At 39.5% G+C, this 25,748-nt stretch carries 20 protein-coding genes; 17 read left to right on the top strand and 3 right to left on the bottom strand.

From position 1 onward, the window contains the following. Position 1 precedes the first annotated feature (1 nt). From RCP16_RS08130 to ascB, 17 genes are all read left to right on the top strand, one after another. Positions 2 to 1,984, top strand: a complete 1,983-nt coding sequence (locus RCP16_RS08130; protein ID WP_308642128.1) for an IucA/IucC family protein — start codon at positions 2 to 4, stop codon at positions 1,982 to 1,984. A 100-nt stretch (positions 1,985 to 2,084) separates the two neighbouring features. Continuing rightward, positions 2,085 to 3,986 carry an IucA/IucC family protein gene (locus RCP16_RS08125; RefSeq protein ID WP_308642127.1) on the top strand — a complete coding sequence of 634 codons (1,902 nt, stop codon included), beginning with the start codon at positions 2,085 to 2,087 and terminating at the stop codon, positions 3,984 to 3,986. Then, positions 3,980 to 4,795: an HpcH/HpaI aldolase family protein gene (locus RCP16_RS08120; protein ID WP_308642126.1), complete on the top strand. Its 816-nt coding sequence runs from the start codon at positions 3,980 to 3,982 to the stop codon at positions 4,793 to 4,795. The genes RCP16_RS08125 and RCP16_RS08120 overlap by 7 nt, the downstream gene beginning before the upstream one ends. 36 nt (positions 4,796 to 4,831) lie before the next feature. Further along, complete coding sequence (locus RCP16_RS08115; RefSeq protein ID WP_308642125.1) at positions 4,832 to 6,127, top strand: type III PLP-dependent enzyme; 1,296 nt, start codon at positions 4,832 to 4,834, stop codon at positions 6,125 to 6,127. After that, positions 6,124 to 8,373 carry an IucA/IucC family protein gene (locus tag RCP16_RS08110; RefSeq protein WP_308642124.1) on the top strand — a complete coding sequence of 750 codons (2,250 nt, stop codon included), beginning with the start codon at positions 6,124 to 6,126 and terminating at the stop codon, positions 8,371 to 8,373. The genes RCP16_RS08115 and RCP16_RS08110 overlap by 4 nt, the downstream gene beginning before the upstream one ends. A 112-nt stretch (positions 8,374 to 8,485) precedes the next feature. Then, entirely contained in the window at positions 8,486 to 10,102 is a 1,617-nt protein-coding gene (locus RCP16_RS08105) for an ABC transporter substrate-binding protein (protein ID WP_308642123.1), read from the top strand. Between the two features lie 153 nt (positions 10,103 to 10,255). After that, on the top strand, positions 10,256 to 11,215 hold the full coding sequence (locus tag RCP16_RS08100) for an ABC transporter substrate-binding protein (protein ID WP_308642122.1): 960 nt from the start codon (positions 10,256 to 10,258) through the stop codon (positions 11,213 to 11,215). Positions 11,216 to 11,342: 127 nt separating this feature from the next. Beyond that, positions 11,343 to 12,353 carry a FecCD family ABC transporter permease gene (locus RCP16_RS08095; protein ID WP_308642121.1) on the top strand — a complete coding sequence of 337 codons (1,011 nt, stop codon included), beginning with the start codon at positions 11,343 to 11,345 and terminating at the stop codon, positions 12,351 to 12,353. Next, on the top strand, positions 12,344 to 13,405 hold the full coding sequence (locus RCP16_RS08090; protein WP_308642120.1) for a FecCD family ABC transporter permease: 1,062 nt from the start codon (positions 12,344 to 12,346) through the stop codon (positions 13,403 to 13,405). The genes RCP16_RS08095 and RCP16_RS08090 overlap by 10 nt, the downstream gene beginning before the upstream one ends. A 53-nt stretch (positions 13,406 to 13,458) precedes the next feature. After that, on the top strand, positions 13,459 to 14,268 hold the full coding sequence (locus tag RCP16_RS08085) for an ABC transporter ATP-binding protein (protein ID WP_308642119.1): 810 nt from the start codon (positions 13,459 to 13,461) through the stop codon (positions 14,266 to 14,268). Then, positions 14,249 to 15,064 (top strand): IucA/IucC family C-terminal-domain containing protein, encoded by an 816-nt coding sequence (locus tag RCP16_RS08080; RefSeq protein ID WP_308642118.1) that lies wholly within the window; start codon positions 14,249 to 14,251, stop codon positions 15,062 to 15,064. Before RCP16_RS08085 ends, RCP16_RS08080 begins: the two co-directional genes overlap by 20 nt. A gap of 62 nt (positions 15,065 to 15,126) precedes the next feature. After that, complete coding sequence (locus RCP16_RS08075; RefSeq protein WP_308642117.1) at positions 15,127 to 15,753, top strand: RraA family protein; 627 nt, start codon at positions 15,127 to 15,129, stop codon at positions 15,751 to 15,753. Between the two features lie 222 nt (positions 15,754 to 15,975). Next, positions 15,976 to 16,836: a rhamnulose-1-phosphate aldolase gene (rhaD, locus tag RCP16_RS08070; protein ID WP_308642116.1), complete on the top strand. Its 861-nt coding sequence runs from the start codon at positions 15,976 to 15,978 to the stop codon at positions 16,834 to 16,836. A 301-nt stretch (positions 16,837 to 17,137) separates the two neighbouring features. Further along, positions 17,138 to 19,540, top strand: a complete 2,403-nt coding sequence (locus RCP16_RS08065) for a bifunctional diguanylate cyclase/phosphodiesterase (protein WP_137224237.1) — start codon at positions 17,138 to 17,140, stop codon at positions 19,538 to 19,540. A 175-nt stretch (positions 19,541 to 19,715) separates the two neighbouring features. Continuing rightward, positions 19,716 to 20,558 (top strand): BglG family transcription antiterminator LicT, encoded by an 843-nt coding sequence (licT, locus tag RCP16_RS08060; protein WP_308642115.1) that lies wholly within the window; start codon positions 19,716 to 19,718, stop codon positions 20,556 to 20,558. Between the two features lie 132 nt (positions 20,559 to 20,690). After that, positions 20,691 to 22,589 carry a beta-glucoside-specific PTS transporter subunit IIABC gene (locus tag RCP16_RS08055; protein ID WP_308642114.1) on the top strand — a complete coding sequence of 633 codons (1,899 nt, stop codon included), beginning with the start codon at positions 20,691 to 20,693 and terminating at the stop codon, positions 22,587 to 22,589. Between the two features lie 63 nt (positions 22,590 to 22,652). Beyond that, the gene (ascB, locus tag RCP16_RS08050) at positions 22,653 to 24,116 is read left to right on the top strand and encodes a 6-phospho-beta-glucosidase (RefSeq protein ID WP_273593946.1); all 1,464 of its coding nucleotides are present in this window, start codon (positions 22,653 to 22,655) and stop codon (positions 24,114 to 24,116) included. Between the two features lie 169 nt (positions 24,117 to 24,285). Here ascB and RCP16_RS08045 read toward each other — a convergent pair whose 3' ends face one another. The 3 genes from RCP16_RS08045 to RCP16_RS08035 all read right to left on the bottom strand — a co-directional run bounded on the left by RCP16_RS08045 (position 24,286) and on the right by RCP16_RS08035 (position 25,575). Next, positions 24,286 to 24,747 carry a DMT family transporter gene (locus RCP16_RS08045; protein WP_069327613.1) on the bottom strand — a complete coding sequence of 154 codons (462 nt, stop codon included), beginning with the start codon at positions 24,745 to 24,747 and terminating at the stop codon, positions 24,286 to 24,288. Between the two features lie 12 nt (positions 24,748 to 24,759). Continuing rightward, the gene (locus tag RCP16_RS08040; protein WP_083243468.1) at positions 24,760 to 25,191 is read right to left on the bottom strand and encodes a DMT family transporter; all 432 of its coding nucleotides are present in this window, start codon (positions 25,189 to 25,191) and stop codon (positions 24,760 to 24,762) included. Between the two features lie 69 nt (positions 25,192 to 25,260). Further along, a complete protein-coding gene (locus RCP16_RS08035) occupies positions 25,261 to 25,575 on the bottom strand; it encodes an ArsR/SmtB family transcription factor (RefSeq protein ID WP_069327612.1) in 315 nt (104 codons plus the stop codon). Positions 25,576 to 25,748: the final 173 nt, after the last annotated feature.

Below are 25,748 nucleotides of genomic sequence, written 5' to 3'. Positions count from 1 at the left end.
TGTGTCTTCTATAGATACTCATCAAAATCAGAAAATAATGCAACAAACAACGGATAGTAAAGACTTTGAATTAACAGGAAATCCTATTTCAGATGCCAAAAAGTGGGCACTTGCTACAAGTATTCAAGCGATACTCAATAGTTATTTACGAGAAACGAAACAATTTGACCCTAGAATTTCAGCCGTGATTGAGAAGTTCCCTTTACTGCACAACAAAATGATATCCAGATTAGATATCAATATCGAAGAATCGTATGACATGATACTGATCCAGCTTCCTTTTACCGGGCGATGGATACAGACAGGGGTGACGTATTATTCTCTGATCGGTCAGTATCATTATATTTATTATTTTGTGTGTATTGAACAAGAGCAATCTCCAGCGATCATAACGGCCTATCAGTTGATCGATTATATGATCGAAGAAGTAAGTCATTATACAGATAGTCAGGCAAGAGATTCGCAGAAGCAACAGATGGTAGATCGCATCGGAAACAGTCTGACCAAAATGGAATATTACTATGATCATCATCTTGCTGATCAGGGTTCAGATTGTAACGAGTATATCTATTCGGAACAGTCACTGATTGCAGGACATCCTTTTCATCCATTTCCCAAAAGTTCAGAAGGATTCGCTATCCCTGAATTAGCATTATATAGTCCAGAAATGGGAGCTAGCTTTCAGTTGTTTTATATTGCAGTACAGTCGATCTATATCGAGGAACACTGGCTAGATGAGCAGACCAGACAAGAAGCAATCTCACCTGCTATATATCAGCAAGCGACAGACCTGTTACATGCAAAAGGTGTACAGGCAGATCAATATCACCTTTTACCAATGCATCCGTGGCAAGCAAAGTATATTCAGACGCTTCCTATCGTGGAGCAAGCGATACAGTCTCAGTATTTGGTATTGTTAGGGTCATTAGGTGATGAACTATATCCGACTTCTTCGGTCAGAACAGTCTGGAATCCCAAAGACCATCGAGGATATAAGTTACCCTTGCATATCCGAATAACGAATCTTATTCGTGAAAATACAATAGAACAAGCCAAACGGACTATCGACGCTGCACGCATTATTCATCATAAACGGACAGCGATAGAATCGAATCATTTTAAAGTGTTAACAGAAACAGGCTACAGTTCAGTAAAAGTCGGTACGTTAAGTACACAATGGACTACCGATCTAGCGGAAAATCATAAAGTAAATGATAGCAAATCAGCTACCGACAACCAGTTTAACTCATCGACGGCCATGACTTTGGCGCAGCAAGAGCAATGGACTGCTGCCATGACTGTCATTTATCGTCCACAACAGATTGATCCTGAGCATACGTATGTTGTAGCTTCCCTATTGGAATCAGCGCCCAACACTAATGAACCCAAATTAATATCAGTGATTCGTCAACATGCAGAAGATACAGTTCCACATTTATCAACATGGTTATCAAAGTATACAGAAATTACTATTTTATCGTTATTACGTGTTTTTACAGATTACGGGATAAGCTTTGAAGCCCATCTGCAAAATTCATTAATTTCGCTCAAAGACGGGATGCCAGACTGTTATTATGTACGCGATCTGGAAGGAGTCAGTATTGATCGAACATGTCCATCCGTAGAGGAATGGATTCAACCGTTAATCGAACAGGATAGTCATGTGCTATATGATCACGAGACTTCATGGTTAAGAACAGGATACTATTTTGTAGTCAATCATTTAGGTTCATTGATTCACACCATAGCCGCCTATGAACAACGTAGTGAACAGCACTATTGGAATATAGTACAACAACAATTATTAACATGGAGAACCCAAGCAGCGTTAGAAGGAAATAGTGCTCTTTGCCATCATATTGAATCTTTACTACACGTAGAAACGTTACCCGCTAAAGCTAACTTTATCAGTTGTTTTCAAGCCAAAGGCGATCATCCTTCATTTATCGCTATTCCGAATCCTTTATATCTAGCTAAAAGTTGATAAAAACGAAGAATAATGTCACTCAATTCATGCAAATTTTACGGACACGTTCCAACATCCAATCTCTATAGGTATGACTAACTTAATCCGAGGTGAAATAATGACGTTTACACAACAATTACCTACGTATTCAGCCTTATCATTGACACAATCGACTGATCCTTTTGATATGATCAAAGCGCTCCATTCAGAACATTTTCCAGCAGTAGAACAGCGAATTATTCGTCAATTAATGCAAGCAATCATCTATGAAGATATTCTTCCTTATCTTCAGACTGAAATGTCTCAGCAACAAATACGTTCTAGCTTATCAGAGCCAAAAGCTTATCAGCAGTTTACTATAGCCGGTGTAACTACAGATCAACAAAAGGTGCAGTATATGTGTACGGGTAAGCGGATGGTGAGCTTTGGCAGAGTAAGATTAGAGCAAGTTCCTGTTATACGAATAGCGACAGACGGACAACAACAGACAGCACGTCTGCATGAATTTTTGAATGAAGTACTTCAACAAGTACAACAAGGGGAGAAGCTACAACAATTCCGTAATGAACTGGAACAGACATTATTGAAAGATTTACAATCTCAAGCATATGTACAACAAAGTGTATTCTCAACAGAACAGCCTTATTATGATCAGCTGGAAGGGCAGATCAAAGACGGTCATCCATACCATCCTTGTTATAAATCTAGAATCGGTTTTACGTTAGAAGATAATGCTCAGTATGGGCCAGAATTTCAACAATCGTTGTACCCGATTTGGTTAGCGGTGACTAAAGAATACAGTTTGTCTGCTTTTTCAACTACAGTCGAAGATCACGATTCATTTATGCAGGAATCATTAGGCACCAAGCAATGGAATCAATTTCAGCAGATTTTACAACAGCAACAATTGAATATAGAAAATTATCACTTGATCCCTGTTCATCCGTGGCAGTGGAAGAATAAGATTGTATCGGCTTTTTACTGTGAACTAGCCAGTCAACAGATCGTTCCGCTCGGAATTGGAAATGATGCTTATTATGCTCAGCAATCGATTCGTACATTAGGCAATCGAACAAGACCCGAAGCGCCTTATCTAAAAATGGCATTAAGTATTACCAATACATCAACTGCTCGTATATTAGCAGGGCATACGGTTCTTAATGGAGCGATGATTACAGATTGGTTAACTCGATTGATTCAACATAACGAGACTGCACGTCAGCTTGGATTTGTAGTTTTATGTGAGCGTGCAGGAATCACTTTCAATTATGAAAAGTTGCCCGAATATCGACAGTCACAGACCTATGGTTCATTAGGAACGATCTGGCGTGAAAGTCTGCATACGTATCTAAAAGAAGGGGAAGACGGCGTTCCTTTCAACGGATTATGTCATGTGCAACCAAGCGGTGTACCTCTGATCGATCCGTGGATACAGCAATATGGAGTAGAACGGTGGACATATGCCATGTTAACAGCAACGGTTACTCCTATTATTCATATGTTATATGCGCACGGAATTGGAATGGAATCACACGGTCAAAATATTATTCTGATTCATCATGATGGATTACCTACACGTATTGCGCTCAAAGATTTTCATGACGGTGTGCGTTTCTCAGTGGCACATCTGGTAGAACCTGAATTATGCCCTGATCTAACGCCAGAACCGCCAAGTCATGCAAAGATCAATCGTAATTCATTTATCCAAACGAATAACCCTGATGATGTACGGGATTTCTCTTATGATGCGTTCTTTTTTATTGCAGCTACAGAAATGTGCATGTTTTTGGAACAGCATTATCAGTTATCCGAACAATCATTCTGGAAAATGACTGCCGATATTATCCATCAATATCAGCATGACCATCCACAGCATCAAGAACGGTTTGATTGTTTTGATCTGTTTGCGGAGACAGTATTAATCGAAGAATTAACCAAAAGAAGATTGTTCGGAGATGGTGAGCTTCATTTCAAAGATGGAATGAACCCATTATATGCTTACCGACAATCCACATGTTAACGTCCAATCGGCTACGCCAGCAATTAGCACAACAGCAGACAGTATTTGGATTAATCGCTTCTGTGCCTGCACCGATTATGGTTGAAATGATCGCTTATGCTGGTTTTGATTTTGTAATTATTGATATGGAACATGTGATGATCAATCCTGAGACGGTTGAACATATGCTTCGTGCGGCTGAACAATCTGGGATTACACCATTGGTACGTATCCCTGAAATCAATGCCAAAGTGATTTTACGTGTGCTCGATAGCGGAGCGATGGGAATAGTTATTCCGCAAGTGGAAACTAAAGAACAGATCGAAGCCGTGATTCAAGCGGCTAAATATTTCCCTATCGGTCAACGAAGTATGAATAGCGGGCGACCAGGTGTTTTTGGACGAGACAATCTAGTGGATTATATGGATCGAGCGAATCAAGAAATCATGGTTATACCGATGATTGAAACGGTCAAAGGAGTCGAACACATCCATGAGATTCTAAGTATAAAAGGAATCGATATGGTGCTTGAAGGAGCAGCTGATCTATCACAATCTTATGGTGTACCTTGGCAGACCGAGCACCCTCATGTGCGTCAAGCATTGGATCATATTCAACAAGTTGCCGCTGACCAACAGATCCCTTATTGCGCAATTCCTCGTCAACCGGATCAATATGATTACTGGCAAGGAAAAGGAGTGCAGGCTTACGTATTAGGAGATGAACGTGGGATAACTTTTCGAGCGTTACAAAGTAAATTAGCTCAATTTCCTGTAGCTTCTGCTATCCCTTCCAAAGAACAATCACACAATCATAATGATCTATCGTAATTGCATTATAGATATTCAGCACGCAAAGGAGGCTTTATGTTGAACTCAAATACTACTCAATCGCATGCTCCCTATATAGCGCAAGCGCCTTCTTCGATTGTGGATGAAGTCTATCGAATAAGAGCAGCAGAACAAGCCAATCGTGATCCACATATCATATCTAGAAAACCAGTATGTGCTTTTATTTATGATCTCAATACATTACGTGAGCGTACACGTTCCAAAGTAGCCGATATGCCAGCAGGCACGCATTTATTTTATGCAGTCAAAGCGAATCCTGATCCACGTCTGATTGAAGCATTAGCTCCAATCGTTGATGGTTTTGAAACGGCATCCATCGGAGAAGTGCAAGCGATTCGCTTAGTCGATCCAGATGTTCATATTATTTTTGGTGGGCCGGGTAAAAAAGATATCGAGATTGAGCAAGCGATTGATCACAATGTGATGCTTATTCATGCTGAAAGTGTACATGAAATCCGCCGAATCGCATGGATAGCGGAGCAAAAAAATAAAACGGTTCAGATTCTACTACGTGTTAATTTAAGAAAAAGTATTCCTACAGGTACGGTTACGATGGGTGGGAAACCGACGCAATTTGGGATCGATGAAGTACAGATCGGAGAAGCGATCCAATTAGTACAGTCTTTGCCACAGTTGACGTTAGCAGGATTCCATATGCATTCGGTATCTAATAATCTGGATGCTCAATTACATGTAGAACTGGTTCATATGTATATTCAATCGGTGAGTCGTTGGATTCGTGAATATAACTTGTCTATTCAATACCTTAATGCTGGCGGAGGATTTGGTATTTGTTATACAGAACCAGATCGTCATTTCGAATGGGAGACATTTATCAACGGACTACACCATATCTGGAACGAAGAAGTATTGCCTGGCGTAGAACTGATTTTTGAACCGGGTCGATATATAGTCGCTCATGCAGGTTATTATGCGTCAGAAGTGATTGATCTGAAATGTAATCATGATAAGCATTATGCGATTTTACGTGGAGGGACTCATCATTTTCGTTTACCTGTCTCATGGGGACACAATCAACCTTTTCAAATGATAGCGATAGAGCAGTGGGATTATCCGTTTGAACGTCCCCGTCAAGAGCAAGTCACTCTTACACTGGCAGGCGAACTGTGCACACCCAAAGATATCCTTGCTCAAGAGGTAACACTAGAACAGATTGCTGTAGGAGATATTGTTTTGTTTTCGATTGCCGGTGCATATGCGTGGACGATATCGCACCATGATTTTCTAAGTCATCCTCATCCCGATATGATCTATATCGATCATCACACAGGAGGTTATGAATCATTATGAATTGGAATGAAGTGTTAGAACCACTTGCTACTAACAAGGATCAACTTGTTTCTGAGCAATCGATTACTCCAGCATACACAGATTTAGAGCAGACTGAGATTCAAATCAAGCAAAGTGTAGCTTCGGAACAGGTGATGCAAGATCTGATAAACACATTGCTAGCCGAAGGATTCTGGTCTAACGATCAACTGCAACTATTATCTACAGAACAATTAAAGCAAAAATTGATCTCTACTTTAACAGACCAGCATAAGTCACAAAAAGAAGACATCTTATCTGTTCTATCTTCTATAACAGATATCTCTTTATTGGAAAATAGCTTATGGTATTACTGGGAAATTCCATCTTTATCACTTGAGCCATCCACATTATCTGATTCATCTCAACGAGTAGATCAACCACAATATACGGTTATTTTCCCTGTACAATCAGCGATTGTGCAACCGTATCGTTATGTTCCTGCCAGTGTAACTATACATTCGTATAAGCAACAGGCTACAGCGCGACCTGCCTCATTATCTGCAAAAGAACTAACCGATACGCATGTCTATGCTATTCGTTATTCAACTACATGTACAACAGATCACAATGCACCATTACTACAGATCACTCCATTAACACCCGTTCAATTGATGAAAATAGTCAATGATCAATGCTTAACAGCCACTTATCGCGAACAACCGGGAGTGAAGCGATTTGTACAATTACTAGAGGAGACAATAAAGCAGACCACATGGTCGTTAGATCATTCCCTATCTGAGGAGTCATGGTTTGATCGGTCTGCCAGTGATTTTTTTCAGCAGATGGAGCGATATGCTTCTTTAAGAGATCGACCTTTTCATCCTGTATCCAAAGCCAAAGTAGGATTAGATAAGCAAGATTATCGTCAATATAGTGCAGAATTTGCACAGCCGATCTCGTTATCATGGGTCGCTATAAAGCGCAATCTGGTGATGGAAGGGGAAGCGCTTGTAGACAGAACAGTGCTCGATTATCAGCTTTATGATTATCGCCAAGATAGCACATTAGCTTGCGATCTATCAGAACCAATGACTGATCTTTTATCGTTAGACCAACAACAGCAAGTGCTCCAAGCGATTGAGGACAAAGGATTGAATACGAATGAATATATAGCGATTCCTGTTCATCCGTGGCAATTACAGCATAATCTGCCTCACTATTTGAGAACAGCACAAGCACAAGGCGATTGGATTGATCTTCAGCTTCAACTGGGTCTTTTTGAAGCTACATCTTCTGTACGGTCACTATCTCCTGTAAATGATAGCCCGCATTATATCAAATTACCGCTTAGCGTCTTTTCATTAGGGGCTTCTCGCTATCTGCCAGCTGTCAAATTGATTAACGGTCAACGTGGACAACGCATGTTAGAACAAGCATTAAAGTGTGACCCTATATTGGGACAACAGTTATTTCTTTGTGATGAACGTCGCTGGTGGGCATATATGCCTGAAGCAGGAAGTTTATTTGATGATGAACCCAGACATCTAGCGACAATGGTGCGCACCTATCCAGCATCGTTAATCACAGGGGAAAAAGGTACACGTTTATTGCCGATGTCTGCTCTCTCGGTAGTATTACCTGTATCTACTAATGCACCACGTGAAGGACACTTTTTTGATGAATGGATGAAGGTTCGTGATCTGGATGTTAATCAAGAATCGATTTGTATCTTATTTGGCGAAGTCTGCCAGACTTTTTTCCAAATTAATTTACGATTATTCCGCTTAGGATTAATGCCAGAGTTGCATGGACAGAACAGCGTATTAGTCTGGCAACATGGATATATGAAGCAGATGCTGTTACGAGATCATGATTCTGTACGGCTTCATTTACCATGGCTTCAGCAACAAGGAATAGACGATCCTCAATATATGATTCGTCCGGGTTACTCTAATAGCCTGTACAATGATACACCTGAAGAATTGATCTTTTACTTGCAAACGTTAGGGATACAAGTCAATCTGTATGCGATTATAGATGCGCTATCTACCGTGTATAATATCGAAGAGAAATTATTGTGGAATATACTGCGAGATCAATTGCGAGAACAGTTACATGAAGTTCCTTTTGCGGCAGAAGTGAGACAAGTGATCTATTCTATTTTATTCGAAAAAGAAGAATGGCCACTTAAATTGTTAGTGAAGCCTTTGTTAGAACAAGCCGGTGTACCGGGCAGTATGCCATCCGGTCAAAGTACGATTCAGAATCCATTTTTACAGTTGTAATCTCTAGCGTCAATTGCTACAACAATTTACTTTTCCGTCTAAATCTATATAATGAGAATAGTTCTCAGAATTATGATAATTATTCTCAATCTATGTAGAAAGGCGACGAGTGATGAGTAAGGTATTAGATCAGTATCGACAATTTCCTTCCTATATCTATAAATTACAGACTGTGCAATATGCGGATCAAGTGTTACCACGCTACGATGCCACATTGCATAGTCTTTTACTTTTTAAAGAGGCCAAAGGGCAGATTATTATTAACGGTAACCGTTATGATCTACATCAGCAAAAAGTGTTTTTGGTACCTCCACATGCTTCGCTCAAAATAATGATTGAAAGCGATAGTCGTACCGAATACTATATTCTTTCTTTTCATGTATTACAGCCTGACGGACAAGGGCACTTTGTACCGATTGAGTTGCTCGGACTGTATGAACTGCATGTGGCTCATTTTCGCTGGTTTGCCGATCGTGTACGTGAGATTCAAGATAAGCATGATCAAGAAAATCTATGGGATCAGATGAAAGCCAATGTTATTTTTCAAGAATTGTTAATCCATTTGTTCAAAGAAGATGCTCAAGAGCAGAAGCCTGATATGAATCAAGCGATAGCCGCTACATTGGATCATATGGAACAGCATTATGCCACGTCGATTACTCGCAATCAATTGGCAGAGATTGCAGGGATGAGTGCAGATTATTATTCGCGTGCTTTCAAAAAAGTAGTCGGTAAAAGCCCGATGGAGCATCTCACTGAAATTCGGATTACACAATCCAAGCAAGTGCTCCTTCTTTCTAATGATTCTTTTCGCTCGGTGGCTCAGCAGGTGGGATTTAGCGATGAGTTTTATTTTAGTCGCAAATTCAAAGCAGTCACAGGTCGTTCGCCCAAATCCTATATTCATAATATCCGGTATTCTAACAAAATCGCTTCACTTAAACATTTGTTAACCGGTCATCTGGTAGCACTTGGGATAGAACCCTATGCAGCAGTGATTAACAATGCCTATCCCATAACAACTCAATTTGAACATACGATTCCGATAGGCGACAACAAGCCTGATCTGGAGAAATTAATGAATGCTCAGCCCGATCTGATCGTGACCTGCGAATTTCGAGATTTTGAAAAGTCGCAAAAAGAAAAAATGTATGAGCAGATTGCACCCACGATCACATTGCCTTTTTTTGAAGACTGGCGTGTTCATTTTCAGACGATTGCACGAATTGTAGGTAAAGACCAAGAAGCGCAAGTCTGGTTAGAACAATATGCAGATATCGCTCAATTATTACGCCAACAATTAAAAAATAAACTCGGTCAACGCTCATTGCTTATTCTTGGTGTCGGAGAGAGCAAAATCTGTATTTATGGCAAGCGTAATCTAGGTGCTGTATTGTATAACGATCTTGGGTTCATCATGCCTGCTGGGGTCGAGAATATTGCTCATTACTATGAAATTCAACCCGAAGAATTAATTCATTATGATGCAGATTGTATCTTAATTACTCCGTTTCAACATGATGGAACCGTAGGGATGCAAGCAGGTATTGAGCAAGGTATTTTCCGTTTATGTGCAGATCCATTATGGCAACGTCTCCAAGCAGTACAGACGCAATCTGTATACGAAATGTATACCACTCAGCATATGCATACCTGTTATAACTCATATTCACACCTTATGCTGTTAGAAAAAGTGCGTCAATTGTTTTTGGATAAAAACGACAAATGACGGATTATTCCAAGGACTAGACTGAATTGTCCATGTTAAAGGAATAAACGTTCACTATAATTAATAATGAGAATCAATATCAATTGTAGTGAGCAGAAAGGAAGATCGAAGACCATGTTGAAATCGTTTAAAGGTATACATATGTTATGCATCATGATGACTCTCGTAATTATCCTCGCAGGTTGTGATGCAAATACGAATAAAGGCGCAGTAGAGCCTACCGCTCAAGCAGCAGGTGACAATGCAAGCGCTGATTCATCTGTACGTACGATTGAACATGAAATGGGAGCCACCGAGGTCAAAGGAACACCCAAACGGATTGTGACTTTGTATCAAGGAGCAACTGATGTGTTAGTCGCTTATGGTGTCAAACCTGTAGGCGTAGTAGAAGCACATACAGGTGAACCTGCTTATGATTATTTAAAAAAAGATCTGGCAGGCGTACCTACAGTGGGATTAGAAACCCAACCTAATCTAGAAGAAATCTATAATTTAAAGCCCGATTTGATTATCGGTTCTAAATTCCGCAATGAAGCTACGTATGCTCAGTTATCTGAAATTGCTCCAACCGTTATGGTGGATCAAGTGTACGATTGGAAAAAAACAGTCGATCTAGTAGGTCAGGTCTTAAATGAAAAAGATAAAGGTACACAATTGCTACAAGCGTGGGAAGATCGTGTAGCTGATTTCAAAAAGCAAATGGGCGACCGTTTACCGATTGAAGCTTCGATCGTAAACTTCCGTGCAGATCATGCTCGCATTTATTATATGGGGTATGCAGGCTTGATATTGAAAGAACTTGGATTCACCCGCCCCGCTGCGCAAGAGCAAGAAGAATGGGGAATCAAAGTCAATTCGAAAGAAAGTATTCCTGATATGGATGCCGATGCAATCTTTGTATTTGATTCAGGAACAGACAAAGCAGCTATCGAACAAAATTATCAACAATGGACACAGCATCCATTATGGAAAAACTTAAAAGCCTACAAAAACAATCAAATTTACAAAGTAAATGAAGTCAATTGGAATCTAGCAGGTGGTTATATATCTGCAGGTCTGATGTTAGATGAATTGTATGATATCTACAAATTAGAGAAACCTCAAACCAAGTAATCATAAGGAGGAGAACAGGTAGCGACATCACCTGCTTCTCCTTTTATCACATCTACTATTGAGCGATAGAAGTGAGTCAGAATGATACTCACTTCACGAAATGTAATGATGAAAGAGTGAATGTCTATTGGTTTTATTCAAAAGCAATACAGCCAAAATATGGAGTCTGATTATTACTTTACTACTATGTGTAGTGTGCCTTGGGATCAGCCAAATGTTAGGAAGAACTTTTGCATCATGGGGAGAAGTGGTTAATGCTTTTCTGCATTACAATCCTGAATCGACAGCAGATGTATTGATACATACCGAACGGTTGCCACGAGCGATTATCGGGTTAGTCGTAGGTGCAAGTCTGGCGATTGCAGGCGCATTGATGCAAGCATTGACACGTAATCCATTAGCTTCACCCAGTACATTTGGGATTAATGCAGGAGCTATCTTTTTTGTAGTGGTCGCGAGTCTGATGTTTTCGATATCAGACATGACACAATTGATGTGGTTTGCTTTTGCAGGAGCATTAGTAGCCGCTATCATCGTCTATGGATTGGGGTCTATTGGACGTGATGGATTAACACCGATCAAGATAGTTCTGGCAGGATCAGCTATTTTAGCGTTATTTACTTCATTTACACAGGCGATGCTGGTATTAAATGAAACAGGAATGCAAAATGTGCTTTTCTGGTTAGCAGGAGCGATCGGTGGACGAACACTGGAAATGTTACAGCCTGTGCTTCCGTTATTGATTATAGCGGGTGTGACTGCATTAGGTATGGGCCGAGCTATTAATTTATTTGTAACCGGTGAAGATATTGCTAAAGGTATGGGGCAACGAGTAGTATTGCTCAAAATAGTCATGGGTCTGACTATTGTGATTCTTGCAGGTGGTTCGGTAGCGATTGTAGGAGCTGTCGGATTTGTAGGATTATTTATTCCGCATATGGCACGTGCATTGGTAGGCACTGACTATCGCTGGATCATTCCTTTTTCCGGTGCTTTAGGAGGGCTACTATTGATGACAGCAGATCTGATTGCACGATTAGTGATTATACCGGCAGAGGTTCCTCTGGGTGTGATTACTGCTTTTATCGGAGTACCGTTCTTTCTCTATATCGCTCGTAAAGGAGTGACATGGAAATGAACAAACCTAGATATTGGACATTACGCAGTCGATCTGCGAGATTTCATATGCAATTGGAAAAAAGATCTGTCCGTACTCTGGCGATATTAACAATGATTGTTATCGTAGTCAGTATAATAGGCATCGGTATAGGAGAGACATGGATACATCCGTGGGAAGTTATTCGGGCGATATTCGGTCAGAGTTCAGGAGCATACGATTTTGTATTATACCGATTACGATTACCACGCGCTGTTGTAGGGTTACTGGCTGGTGCCGCTTTAGGGATGTCTGGCGCTATTTTGCAAGGGATGATTCGCAACCCTTTAGCTTCGCCGGATATTATCGGGATTACAGGTGGAGCTTCTGTAGCTGCGGTGTTATTTCTTTCGTATGGAAGTAGTGTATTTCATCTAAGTATCGACTGGTTACCTGTAGCAGCCATTATGGGAGCGTTGATCGTATCTGCACTGATCTATCTGTTATCATGGCAAAATGGAGTCACACCGATGCGACTGGTGTTGATTGGTATTGGGATATCCGCAGGCATGAGTGCGATGACGACATTTATGCTAGTGATTAGCTCTACATTTACAGCAAGCAAAGTATATATCTGGTTAACCGGCAGTGTCTATGGAGCGACATGGAGTGGTGTGTATTCGATTCTGCCTGTATGCGTAGTTGCGATTCCATTGCTGTTGTATTTTGCCCGTAGTCTGAATTCACAGGAACTTGGCGACGATGTAGCACTCGGGTTAGGTGTACGTGTACAGAAGCATCGGTTATTGCTGTTGATACTGAGCGTTATTCTGGCGGGCAGTGCTGTTGCTGTGGTAGGCGCAGTCGGATTTGTCGGATTAATTGCTCCTCATATTGCTCGTAAATGGGTGGGGCGTACATTTGGTAGCATTTCGCTTGCATCAGGGTTAATTGGAGCACTGTTGGTGTTTGTCGCAGATGTGATCGCACGAACAGCTTTCTATCCGATTGATATTCCAGCAGGTATATTTACAGCGGCAATCGGAGCTCCCTTTTTTATCTATTTGTTGTATCAGAATCGCAATCGCTTTTGATCCTATAGATATATCTATGTGAACGTTATCTCGAATATAAAGGAGGGCATATGATGGATCAATTACAAGCTCGCAATCTGACAATCACATATGGAGCAGATCCTATTATCGAAGATCTACATTTGCATATTCCTAAAGGTAAAATTACGGTATTGATCGGAAGTAATGGCTGTGGGAAATCGACTATTTTGCGTACATTAGCACGTCTACTTAAGCCTAATACTGGATCGATATTATTAGCGGGCGAAGAAATTGCTCATATTTCCACTAAAGAAATTGCACGCCGGATGTCTATTTTGCCGCAAGGCCCTTCTGCTCCTGAAGGGTTAACAGTAGAACAGCTGGTGAAGCAAGGACGATATCCGCACCAAAGTTGGCTGAAGCAGTGGTCGATTCAGGACGAACAAGCGGTACAACGAGCATTAGAGTTAACACATATGCTAGAACTATCTCATCGTACAGTGGATTCATTATCCGGAGGACAACGGCAACGTGCTTGGATTGCGATGACTTTGGCGCAAGGAACAGATACATTATTGCTAGATGAACCCACCACTTATCTAGATATGACCCATCAGGTGGAAATTTTGGATTTGCTATTTGACTTGAATGAACGAGAAGGACGCACGATCGTTATGGTACTGCATGACCTGAATCTCGCTTGCAGGTATGCCCATCATATGATTGCTGTCCATGACCGGGGTATTTACGCACAAGGAAGCCCTGAAGAGATTATGACTGTCGAAAATGTACAATTGGTGTTTCAAATGCGTTGCCAGATTGCACGTGATCCTTTATTCGGCACACCGATGCTTATACCTTATGGAAAGGGGAGGATCTTACATGAATCGATTTCTGTCTAATCCTACAACTTGGGAACCTGAAGAATGGAACTATCTGAATCAAGAATTGAGATTAACAGATCAGATCGCAGAAGATGATACGTATAGTGTTACTTCTGCTGAACTATTAGACCCCGAGCAATGTGCAGACTATCTGGATCGTCTACAACCATTGTATCGTTCTTCTTCACGGTCACTTACAGCTTCAATGTTTTCAAAGCGTTATGCTTTTATGATGGTATGCCCTATGTTGTATGCCATGAGCGTATATCGCAAAACATTTTCTCTCACTATCGACAATTGTCAGTTAGAATCAGCTTATTTCCAATTGCCTACACGCAAAACATGGATGCCTAATCTATGGTTGCGTGATCCAAGTGTATATGAACTTCAATCCATACATGCAGAAAATAATGAGCTGTACACACAACAGCGAGAAGATATTGTACGACGTATTTTTGCAGACCATCTGCAACCGATTTTAAAAAATATATCCGAAGTCTCATCTATTTCACGAACGATACTATGGGAAAATATAGCGATCTATGTGTATGTCTTATATGAAAATCGGATATTAAAAGAAGTCAGCGAAGATCAACGGGAACGCATACAACATGATCTAGACTATCTTACCAAGCAAGCACCAGCTGATTGTTTTGGCGAAAAGCGTAATCCATTAGCTCAGTTTTACACACCCAAACGTGTAGTTCCTCTTTCAGAACAACCTCAACGTGTACGCAAAACATGTTGTGCTCATTATGAATTACCGGCTCCAACAGATTATTGTCCAACCTGTCCCAAAATTTGCAAAAGTTGATCTAAGCAGATGCTGATCATTCAACTAGAGTTAGACAACACAAAAATAAGGAGGGGTACGGTATGATACGTATCGAGCCACGAGTACAAGGCTTCACTGAAGAGTTACAAACACTTTATAAACAGCTTCAACCTTCTACACTGGGACATTTAACCGACTTTGGCTTTTTACGAGGAATACAGCCTCTTTTTCGCCCAATTCGAATGTTAGGTAATGCCGTTACTGTACGTATTCCTCATCTGGATTCTACGGCGATAAGGCATGCACTACAACACGTAATGCCTGGTGATGTAATCGTAGTCGATATGTCAGGAGATGATTTTCGAGCCTGTTGGGGAGAATTTCGTACATATGTAGCGATGAAAAAAGGAGTAGCAGGCGTAGTCATCTCAGGTTGTGCTACCGATATTAAAGTAGTGCGAGAACTCAATTTTCCAGTATTTGCCCTAGGAACTAGCGCATTAACAACGCGTAGCTTAGAGCTGGAAGGCGAAGTGAATACACCTATCAGTGTAGGTAGTGTTACTGTACATCCCGGCGATATCGTACTAGGCGATGATGATGGTGTATGTGTTGTTCGTCCTCAACATGCTCAAGCACTAGGAGAACAAGCATTAGCCAAGCAAGCACAAGAAGCTATAAATCGTCAAAAATATGGATATGATCTTATTAAGCCATATCCTATATGATAACTGAATAGAATCGTGAAAAAGACATAAACAAACATTCAATAAGGGTATTAATCTTTATTATTGTTTATTTATGTCTTTTTGTGTTGACTTTATTTAAGGCTAGAGCTAATATTAATTCATAAGTTAGTTCTAATTTTCACAAAGTATGAATTTGAAGGGTTTAAATCATCATTTTACTTTATGTATCATCCTAACCATATTGAATAGGAGCGATGTAACATGAACACAGTGACAGTTTCTCAACAGCAGTCGAGGGTAGGGAACGATATTCCTTTTGTACGTGAAATGGCAGAGACGACCTATAATATGTGGAAATTCGGTTGGGATGAACGTAATGGTGGAAATGTAAGTTGTATATTGGATGAAGCAGAAGTAGAGCAGTATATAGATATTCAGCAAGTGAAATATACGATTCAACCTGCATTTGCTGTACACGAATTAGCAGGTAAGTACTTTATCGTAACCGGATCAGGTAAATACTTTAAAAATGTGATCGATGATCCTGAAGCCAATTTGGGGCTTTTACGTGTATCGGCTAATGGAGAGCAATTAGAAGTATTATGGGGTTTCAAAAATGGTGCTGTACCCACCAGCGAATTACCTTCGCATTTTATGAGTCATATTGAACGGTTAAAAGTAGATCCTAAGCACCGGGTTGTGATACACAATCACGCAACCAATGTGATTGCAATGAGTTTTGTTCATGATCTGGATGAAAATCAGTTCACCAGAACGTTATGGGAAATGTGTACTGAATGTATTGTTGTTTTTCCAGATGGCATAGGTGTGATTCCATGGATGGTTCCAGGCTCGAATGAGATCGGGCAGGCTACAGCACAGAAGATGAGGTATCACCATGCTGTATTATGGCCGCATCACGGGATATTTGGCACAGGGCACTCGATCGACGAAGCTTTTGGACTGATTGAAACGATTGAAAAAGCTGCTCAAATTTATATGCTTATCGCAAATCATTCGATTCGTCAAAAAATTACCGATCAACAACTAGCGGATCTGGCACATGCATTCGGAGTGACTCCACGGGAAGGGATTTTACAAACCATAACATCATCATTTTAAGTAAATATAGCATTTACAAAAGCAGATCAATTTGATATTGGTCTGCTTTTTTTATACCGAAAATTAGGACTTTTGATTTAATTTTCAGCTTTAAAATGAAATAAAACGAAAAAAACTTAAAATTTTATGCGAAAATTAGCGAAAAATAAAATTTTTTCATACTTTATTAACAATTTTTATGTAAAATGAGTTTAAAGTCTTTACTTTTGGTTTAAATTTATATGATAAAAGACTCATATTAATTAGTCTAAAGAACTAATGAGAGATAGAAGCATAGAAACGTAACGAAAGAGGCAGAAAAATGAATACGATTTTGGAAACGACGATACCCGTCCACTGGTTATATGTGTGTATAGCCGCTTTAGCTTCTATGGTAGGTTGTGCTGTCATAGTTATTGGCTCTTCGTGGTCTAGCTCTTCGTTGCGTAATCAAAATATGAAAAAAAGACAGCGAATAATTGCTCTTATTGGCGCACTGGCTTTTAGTACGTCTCATATTTTGATCCCTATATCAATGAATGTACCGATTACGATGAAATATTATGGATTACATCTTATATTTACGATTTTGGGTTGTTATGGAGCAGTCTATGCTGCTTCACGGTATGCATTTTCTTCATGGCGCGGATCCATGCAATTTTTTATGACCAGTATGATTGTTGCTGTTACTATTTTAGTTTTTGATTATGCCAATACATTGTATCTATTTCGAGGGTTTTTAATGTGGAATCCTGAATTGATTTGGATGACGATTCCGATAGCTATTTCTATTTGCTTGGCGGTTATGCGCTTATTTTCATTATCTAGTCGTAATCGGGAACATGGTCTACGTTCACCTACAATGATTTTTGGAATCGTTACTTCAGGTATAGGGCTTGCAGGAATACCTTTAATTTGTGCATATTCCGTATTATCTTTTGAACAAATGGGATTGACTGATAAATCGTACCTTATTCCTTATATCTTCATGATTTTTGTAGCAACCAGTCTATATGCTATACCTGATAGTTTTATTTTTGTACGTGAGCAGAAAGAAAATCGTGAAATGATACAACGGGAGCAATACTACAGTTCATTGTATGAGCAGAACCCGGATAGTGTTATCGAATTTGATATTCATGGTGTGATTACAGGCATCAATCGTAGAGCAGAGAAAATGTCTAAAGAAATAGGCAAGCCTTTAATTGGAGTACGTGCTACAGATCTATTAGAAGGGGAACAGAAAACTCTGGCTCAAGATCACCTTGAATTAGTATTAAGCGGACATTCCAGTACGATTGATCTAGAATTACGTTCTGAGCAAGGTCGCATATTATCAATTGCATTAACGTCTATTCCTATTTTTGTCCATGGCAAAATTGCTGGTGCTTATACCATTGCCAAAAATATTACTAAGCGCAAAAGAGATCAAGAAACGATCCGTCACCTTGCTTATCATGATGAATTGACAGGGCTGGCGAATCGACGTTCTTTTGAAACGAGACTATCCATGTATACGATGGTCGATAATCATCATTCACCATTTACGTTATTTTTTATTGATTTAGATCGCTTCAAACGTATTAATGATTTGTTTGGTCATGCTTTTGGAGATGCAGTCATTCGTCATTCCGGTCTGGTGCTCAAAAGCTGCTTGCCTAAAAATAGCTTTGTAGCTCGAATGGGTGGAGATGAGTTCACCGTTATTGTACCGGGATTATCTGATATTGAAGAAATCAAAGCGATCGCAAGCAAAGTGATTGATCGATTTGTGCAACCTTTTCATATCGAAAAACATGCGGTTAAATTATCAGCATCGATCGGTATTGCTCGTTTCCCTGAAGATGGAGCATCCGCAGGTGTATTGACACAACGTGCTGATACAGCGATGTATACAGCCAAAGAAAATGGTAGCTCTCAATATCAGTTTTATGATGCTGTATCCGATCAGAGCAGTCTGGAACAGATTATGCTTGAAAATGATCTAGAGCAAGCGATTGATAATAATCAATTAAAATTAGTTTATCAACCGAAGTTCGATATCCGTACTGGATTGATTATAGGGTATGAAGCATTGATTCGTTGGTATCATCCGATTCTAGGTGAGATTCCACCGCTTTCTTTTATACCTTTAGCAGAAAAGTCAGGGATGATTATTGCGTTAGAACAGTGGGTGTTACGTACAGCTTGTTTGCAAAGCAAACAGTGGCAGTGTGAAGGGTATGATGCGGTACCGATCGCTGTTAATGTATCACCTATCCATTTAATGAAACCAGATATTTACGAGACCATTATTAGAACGTTAAAAGAACTCGATTTTGATCCGACTTTGTTAGAAATTGAAATTACTGAGAGTGCTATGATGCATAATGAAGATCATGTAATCGATATTCTGGGTAAATTGAAGCAGTCCGGTATATCGGTATCGATGGACGACTTTGGTACAGGGTATAGCTCACTTAGTTATTTGCATAATTTGCCGATTGGTTGTCTCAAAATTGATCGTTCCTTTATTCGTAAAATTACTATCGATAAAGACAGTCGTGCAATTGCTGAAATGATTATTTCGATGGCGAAGCAGTTAGGTTTGAAAATTATTGCTGAAGGTGTAGAAACGGAAGAACAAGTGGCATTACTGCGAGAATGGAAATGCTATAATGTACAAGGATTTTATTACAGCCGTCCGCTTTCACCAGAGAATGCTATTCATAGCCGTGTATCATAACTGCAAGCATGAATAGGGATTGACACCGTTTTCAGATCATGATAACGTAAAGGCAAGGCTTGTTACCGGTAATGCGGGCAAAACCACATGAGGATACAGTTTTGTATTCCTTTTGTTGTTTTGCCCTTTTTCGTGTTTTCACATGAAAGATAGTCGAAGAAGTAGGTGACTGAATATGATCATTAAGCAAATTTTTAACAACAATATTGTAAGTACACTCGATGATAATCATCAAGAATTACTTATCCTCGGCCGGGGTATTGGATTTAACTCTCATGTAGGCGACTTGATCCATGAGAATCAGATTGAGAAGATATTTCGCTTACAAGATGCAACGATTTATGAGAAATTCAAAGCAACTGTGATGCAGGTTCCGATTGAAATTTTGCAAGTGACTGATGATATTGTCAGTCTGGCACGTACACAGTTAAATAAAACGATCAGTGATGGCATTTATGTCTCTTTATCCGATCATATTCATTTTGCAACAGAACGTATTCAGCAAAATATGATTGTTCGTAATCCGCTATCATGGGAAGTACAACACTTCTACAAAGCAGAATATGATGTCGCCAAAGAAGCGTTGACACTGCTCAAAGAACGATTGAATATAGCATTTCCCAAAGAAGAGATTTGCAATATTGCTTTGCATTTTATCAATGCCGAAGTGAACGATTCGATGAATGATGTGACTCATTTGATGCAGTTGCTTCAGGAGATTATGAATATTATTAAGTATCATTTCAATATCGAATATGATGAAGACAGTATTAGTTATTTCCGCTTTATTACGCATCTCAAGTACTTCTGTCAGCGGGTGATTACCCATGCTAGCTATGATGATGCAGAAGAGTATCTGTATGATGTCGTGAAAAAGAATTATCAAGAAAGTTTTAACTGTATTCGCAAAATCAAAACGTTTATTCTGAAAAATTACGGTTATACGATGACCCACTCTGAACAATTGTATCTTACCTTACATGTAGAGCGTTTGGTCAAAAATAAACCGGTACAATAAAATAACCAAGGCTTGTTACTGCTCTGGCAGGCAATACCTGAATGATTAGACCTATCTAGGATACGTCTGTTCGTTCAGGTTTTTTTATTGGCAAAATCACACCAATATAAGGGTATAGGAGAAGATGAGCATATGAGCCATTCACAAACAGCCAAACAAATCGTCGAAGCTGTAGGAGGAACAGACAATATTAATTCGGTGTTTCACTGTATTACACGTCTACGATTCGATCTGAAAGACAACAGTAAAGTCAATTCAAACGCTTTGAAATCAATAGATAAAGTAATGGGCACCAATATATCAGGAGATCAATTTCAAGTGATTGTCGGTAATGATGTTCCTAAAGTATTCGACAGTCTCGTAGAACAGTATCCGGCGTTACAAAATAGTGAGAAAACCACTTCAAAAGAAGACAGTACCCCTTCTTCATCCAAAAAGAAAAATGTAATTTCCAGTATTTTTGATGTGATTTCTGGTGTGTTTGCACCGATTTTGCCAGCGATTGCTGGAGCTGGTTTACTCAAAGGATTAATCGCTTTACTGGTATCTCTAGGATGGATGTCCGCAGGTACCGATACGTATCGTATTATTTCAGCGATTGGTGATGGAGTATTTTACTTCTTACCAATACTACTAGCTGTAAGTGCTGCTCGTAAATTTGGAGCGAATCCTTATGTCGCTGTAGCGGTTGGAGCATCATTGTTATATCCAGATATGGGAGCGTTATTGTCGTCTGGTAATGGAGTAAGCTTTATCGGGATTCCTGTTACAGCCGTAAGTTATGCTTCATCAGTTATTCCTATTTTATTATCGATCTGGCTAATGTCTTATGTGGAAAAGTATGTAGATCGGTATATGCCTTCTTCACTTAAATTGCTATTTGTACCGCTGATTACATTATTGGTCGTTGTGCCGATTACTCTTATTTTGATTGGACCTTTAGGTACGTTTATCGGTGATGGATTGTCTGGTGTGATCAACTGGTTGATCGCTAAAGGCGGAATCTTTGCAGGTATACTTATCGGTGGAACAATGTCGTTATTAGTGATGACTGGTATGCATTATGCGCTTGTGCCTGTCATTATCAGTAATTTAGCGAAGTTTGGTGTGGATAAATTTTTGCCGATTACTTATATCGCTAATATGGGACAAGCAGGAGCTACATTCGGTGTGTTTTTCCGGGCAAAAGATAAAAAGTTAAAATCATTAGCATTGTCTACAGGATTAACAGCGCTAATGGGTGTAACTGAACCTGCGATTTATGGTGTCAATATTACGTATAAAAAGCCATTTCTAGCAGGACTGATCGGTAGTGCGGCAGGGGGAGCAATTGCTTTAGGATTTGGAGCGAATGCTTATGTACTGGCGGGTAATGGTGGTATTCCAGGATTGCCTGCTTTGATAGGGCCTACATTCGTGTACTCTTTACTCAGTATGGCAGTCGCTTTTATCGTCGCAGTGATTGTCTCTTACATTCTAGGTATCAAAGAAAACGGAGTGCATCCAGCAGAGCAAGAAGTTGTTCCTTCTGCACCCGTAGAATCGGACAGTATCGCTACTTCTACACCTGTTACTTTAGCATCTGAACAGATTATGTCTCCGATGAATGGACAAGCGATTGCGTTGCAAGAAGTGAACGATCCTACATTTGCAGATGAAATGATGGGCAAAGGGATTGCTTTTGTACCTTCTGAAGGTATTTTGGCATCGCCAGTGACAGGCATAGTACTGAATGTATTCAAAACCAAACATGCGATGGTGATACGTAGTGAGCATGGAGCAGAGATTCTCATTCATGTAGGAATCAATACCGTTAAGTTACGTGGAGAGTACTTCGAAGCTCATGTGAAGACAGGCGATCAAGTAAATTCAGGTGATCTATTGCTGACATTTGAACTGGATAAAATCGCTGAACAATATGATATTACGACAGCGATGGTTGTGACGAATACCAATGATTATCAACAGATTGAACCGATTCAAAAAGGTAATATTCAGATCAATCAACCGGTATTACAGCTAAATCTATAATAAATCACGATCTAACATTTCATTCTAAAATGATAAGCATTTTAATATAAAGGAGCTACTTATATGACAACAGAACACGTTTTTCCAAAGGATTTTTTGTGGGGCGGAGCGATTGCAGCGAATCAAGCAGAAGGAGCTTTTAACGTTGATGGTAAAGGGCTATCGACAGCGGATATGGTATCGTATACCAAAACGAAAAATTACAGTGATATTGCTTCCTTAATGCATCGTTCTAGTGAGTCGATAGAGAAAGCATTGCAAGATCCATCAGCCGAAGGATATCCGAAGCGTTACGGGATCGACTTTTATCATCATTACAAAGAAGATATTGCATTATTTGCTGAAATGGGCTTTAAAGTATTTCGTTTATCGATTGCATGGACACGTATTTTCCCAAATGGAGATGATGCACAGCCTAATGAGCAAGGGCTACAGCATTATGAAGATTTGTTCAACGAATTACGTAAATACAATATCGAGCCTTTAGTGACTCTTTCTCATTATGAAATGCCGATGAATCTGGTACTCAAATATGGTAGTTGGAAAAATCGCGCAGTGATTGGATTCTTTGAACGTTATGCAGAAACGGTGATGACTCGTTATAAAGATCTGGTGAAATACTGGCTTACGTTTAACGAGATTAATACGACCATTATCGAACCTTTTACAGGAGCAGGAATTATTACTGATCGAGAAGAGAACCCGCAACAAGCAGCATACCAAGCATTGCATCATCAATTTATAGCTAGTAGTCTGGTAACAAAGCGTGCGAAAGAAATTAATCCTGAATTTCAAATCGGTTGTATGTTAGCACGGATGTTACATTACCCTGCGACTTCCAAGCCAGCCGATATGATACAGTGTCAATTCGATAATCAAATGAATCTGATGTATACAGATGTACAGGTACGAGGAAGCTACCCGCCGATTACCAAACGCTTTTTCGCTGAAAACGATATTCAGATTCAGATGGAAGCAGAAGACGAAGATATTTTGAAAAAATATACGGTAGACTTTATCTCATTTAGTTATTACATGACACTGATTTCTACTGTAACACCAGAAGACTATGGAGTGACCGGTGGGAATCTATTCAGCACTGTCAAGAACCCATATCTAGAAGTAACCGAGTGGGGATGGCAATTAGACCCTGAAGGTTTACGTTATGCGCTCAAAGAAATGTACGATCGTTATCAAGTGCCTTTATTTGTAGTGGAAAATGGTCTTGGCGCATCAGATGTACTTGAAGCAGATGGTACGATTATCGACGATTACCGAATTGAATATTTCAGACAGCATCTAGGGCAATTGAAAGAAGCTATTCAAGATGGAGTAGATGTGATGGGTTACACCAGCTGGGGAGCTATTGATATTATCAGTGCTTCTACCTCTGAAATGTCTAAACGTTATGGATTTATCTATGTTGATCAAGATAATGAAGGACAAGGTACACTGAAACGTTTTAAAAAGAAAAGTTTTGATTGGTATAAAAAAGTGATTGCTAGTAATGGTGAAGATTTGAGTTAAAAGGTAAGGACAATAAATATCCAAATCATTTCTAAAAAGAAAACCCTAAGTTCTGTGGTATACAGAGCTTAGGGTCTTTTTCTATTGAAAGATATATGCAACCGTATAGATTATGCCGTAGAGCAGGATAATCATATATACGGTCTATTCATGAGTACAAATCAATGACTTATGATGCAGTCGTCTTGGTCGACGTTTTCTCACGGAAAACAAAGAACAAAGCGATAAGCATTAATACTACTCCGATTAGACGCTTAATACCAAAGTGAATCGTTGCACTTTCAAACCATCCAAAGTGATCAATAGCCATACTAGCGATCAATTGACCAACAATAACCGAGATAACAGCAGCCGTAACACCGATCTTAGGAACAGCCAACACCATCAATGACAGATAAATGACTCCAAAGATTGCACATAGTAACTGCCATTTGGGAACTTCATGGATATTCAAAATATTACCTTGTCCAAAGAAATTGACAATAATCGTTAAGAAAATCGCTCCTGTGAAAAAAGTGAAAAAAGCACTTTCTATCGTTCCGATCTTATTGCCGAGTGTACCATTGATAGCTGATTGAATACCTAATCCGATACCTGCCAGTAAAGGAAGAATTAACATCACTATATTCATAAAGTTGACCTCCTATAAGACTAAGAAAAACGACACAGTAAGCAAAACAACAGCTACCAATCGATTGACATTAAATTTGATTTTGGGAGAACCAAGCAATCCAAAGTGCTCAATAATAATACTGATCACAATCTGTCCAATAATAACGGCTGTGATCGATATGCCTACACCGATTAACGTTACACTAATGACGAGTAGAGCAAGATATACAACACCTAGAAGACCGCCAAGAAGATTCCATTTCGGTACTGTAAAGATAGCACCCAAGTTACCTTTACCAAAAAATAAAGTGACTAGAAAAGTAGCCATAGCTCCGATAATAAAAATGTAATACGTACTTTCTAATTCACCTACGTGTTCACCTAGCGCACCGCCGATCGCAGCTTCGATACTTAGAGACATACCAGCGATAATAGCTGCTAGATAAATCAGTACTTTACGCACATTATTCACTCCTTTTATATAAATATCTCGAATAATCGATATACATTCAAAAAAAGAAATTAGCTTTGTTCAAATGTCTTCATCTAAGAACTTAGCTATTTTCTTAATTGTGTCTTCATTACGACGATAATAAGTCCACTGCCCGTAACGCACAGCTTCTAGAAGACCTGCCTTTTGCATAATAGATAAATAATGTGAAACCGTTGACTGAGATAAATTCACCTTATCATGAATATCGCCTACACATACGCCACCTTTGATACTGACCTCCTTAGGCAAGTGTGCTTGTTGTTGGGGAAAGTTCTTCTCAGGTTCTTTCAACCATTTCAATATATTTAGACGTGTCTCATTAGAAAGAGCTTTAAAGATATCGATTTCTGTCATAAAAGCTATTATATCGAATAATATCGATGTGTCAAATTGGATCTTTTCTGTTAGTATAGATAGAATTATGACTTTTGATATTAGAACCTGGTCTTAAGACGTGATATACTATTCAGAAGTGGGAACACTTATATTATGGTTGAATAAAGGAGATTACTCATTTGGATTATCAA

The organism is Paenibacillus nuruki (assembly GCF_963311185.1).
Lineage (GTDB): Bacteria > Bacillota > Bacilli > Paenibacillales > Paenibacillaceae > Saccharibacillus > Saccharibacillus nuruki.
This window is presented reverse-complemented; position numbering and strand designations above follow the sequence as displayed.

Excerpts from the sequence above, each read along its gene's own strand:
- RCP16_RS08125 (WP_308642127.1), top strand. The coding sequence starts at position 2,085 with ATGACGTTTACACAACAATTACCTACGTATTCAGCCTTATCATTGACA.
- RCP16_RS08120 (WP_308642126.1), top strand. The coding sequence starts at position 3,980 with ATGTTAACGTCCAATCGGCTACGCCAGCAATTAGCACAACAGCAGACA.
- RCP16_RS08115 (WP_308642125.1), top strand. The coding sequence starts at position 4,832 with ATGTTGAACTCAAATACTACTCAATCGCATGCTCCCTATATAGCGCAA.
- RCP16_RS08110 (WP_308642124.1), top strand. The coding sequence starts at position 6,124 with ATGAATTGGAATGAAGTGTTAGAACCACTTGCTACTAACAAGGATCAA.
- RCP16_RS08105 (WP_308642123.1), top strand. The coding sequence starts at position 8,486 with ATGAGTAAGGTATTAGATCAGTATCGACAATTTCCTTCCTATATCTAT.
- RCP16_RS08100 (WP_308642122.1), top strand. The coding sequence starts at position 10,256 with ATGATGACTCTCGTAATTATCCTCGCAGGTTGTGATGCAAATACGAAT.
- RCP16_RS08090 (WP_308642120.1), top strand. The coding sequence starts at position 12,344 with ATGGAAATGAACAAACCTAGATATTGGACATTACGCAGTCGATCTGCG.
- RCP16_RS08085 (WP_308642119.1), top strand. The coding sequence starts at position 13,459 with ATGGATCAATTACAAGCTCGCAATCTGACAATCACATATGGAGCAGAT.
- RCP16_RS08080 (WP_308642118.1), top strand. The coding sequence starts at position 14,249 with ATGAATCGATTTCTGTCTAATCCTACAACTTGGGAACCTGAAGAATGG.
- RCP16_RS08075 (WP_308642117.1), top strand. The coding sequence starts at position 15,127 with ATGATACGTATCGAGCCACGAGTACAAGGCTTCACTGAAGAGTTACAA.
- rhaD (WP_308642116.1), top strand. The coding sequence starts at position 15,976 with ATGAACACAGTGACAGTTTCTCAACAGCAGTCGAGGGTAGGGAACGAT.
- RCP16_RS08065 (WP_137224237.1), top strand. The coding sequence starts at position 17,138 with ATGAATACGATTTTGGAAACGACGATACCCGTCCACTGGTTATATGTG.
- licT (WP_308642115.1), top strand. The coding sequence starts at position 19,716 with ATGATCATTAAGCAAATTTTTAACAACAATATTGTAAGTACACTCGAT.
- RCP16_RS08055 (WP_308642114.1), top strand. The coding sequence starts at position 20,691 with ATGAGCCATTCACAAACAGCCAAACAAATCGTCGAAGCTGTAGGAGGA.
- ascB (WP_273593946.1), top strand. The coding sequence starts at position 22,653 with ATGACAACAGAACACGTTTTTCCAAAGGATTTTTTGTGGGGCGGAGCG.
- RCP16_RS08045 (WP_069327613.1), bottom strand. The coding sequence starts at position 24,747 with ATGAATATAGTGATGTTAATTCTTCCTTTACTGGCAGGTATCGGATTA.
- RCP16_RS08035 (WP_069327612.1), bottom strand. The coding sequence starts at position 25,575 with ATGACAGAAATCGATATCTTTAAAGCTCTTTCTAATGAGACACGTCTA.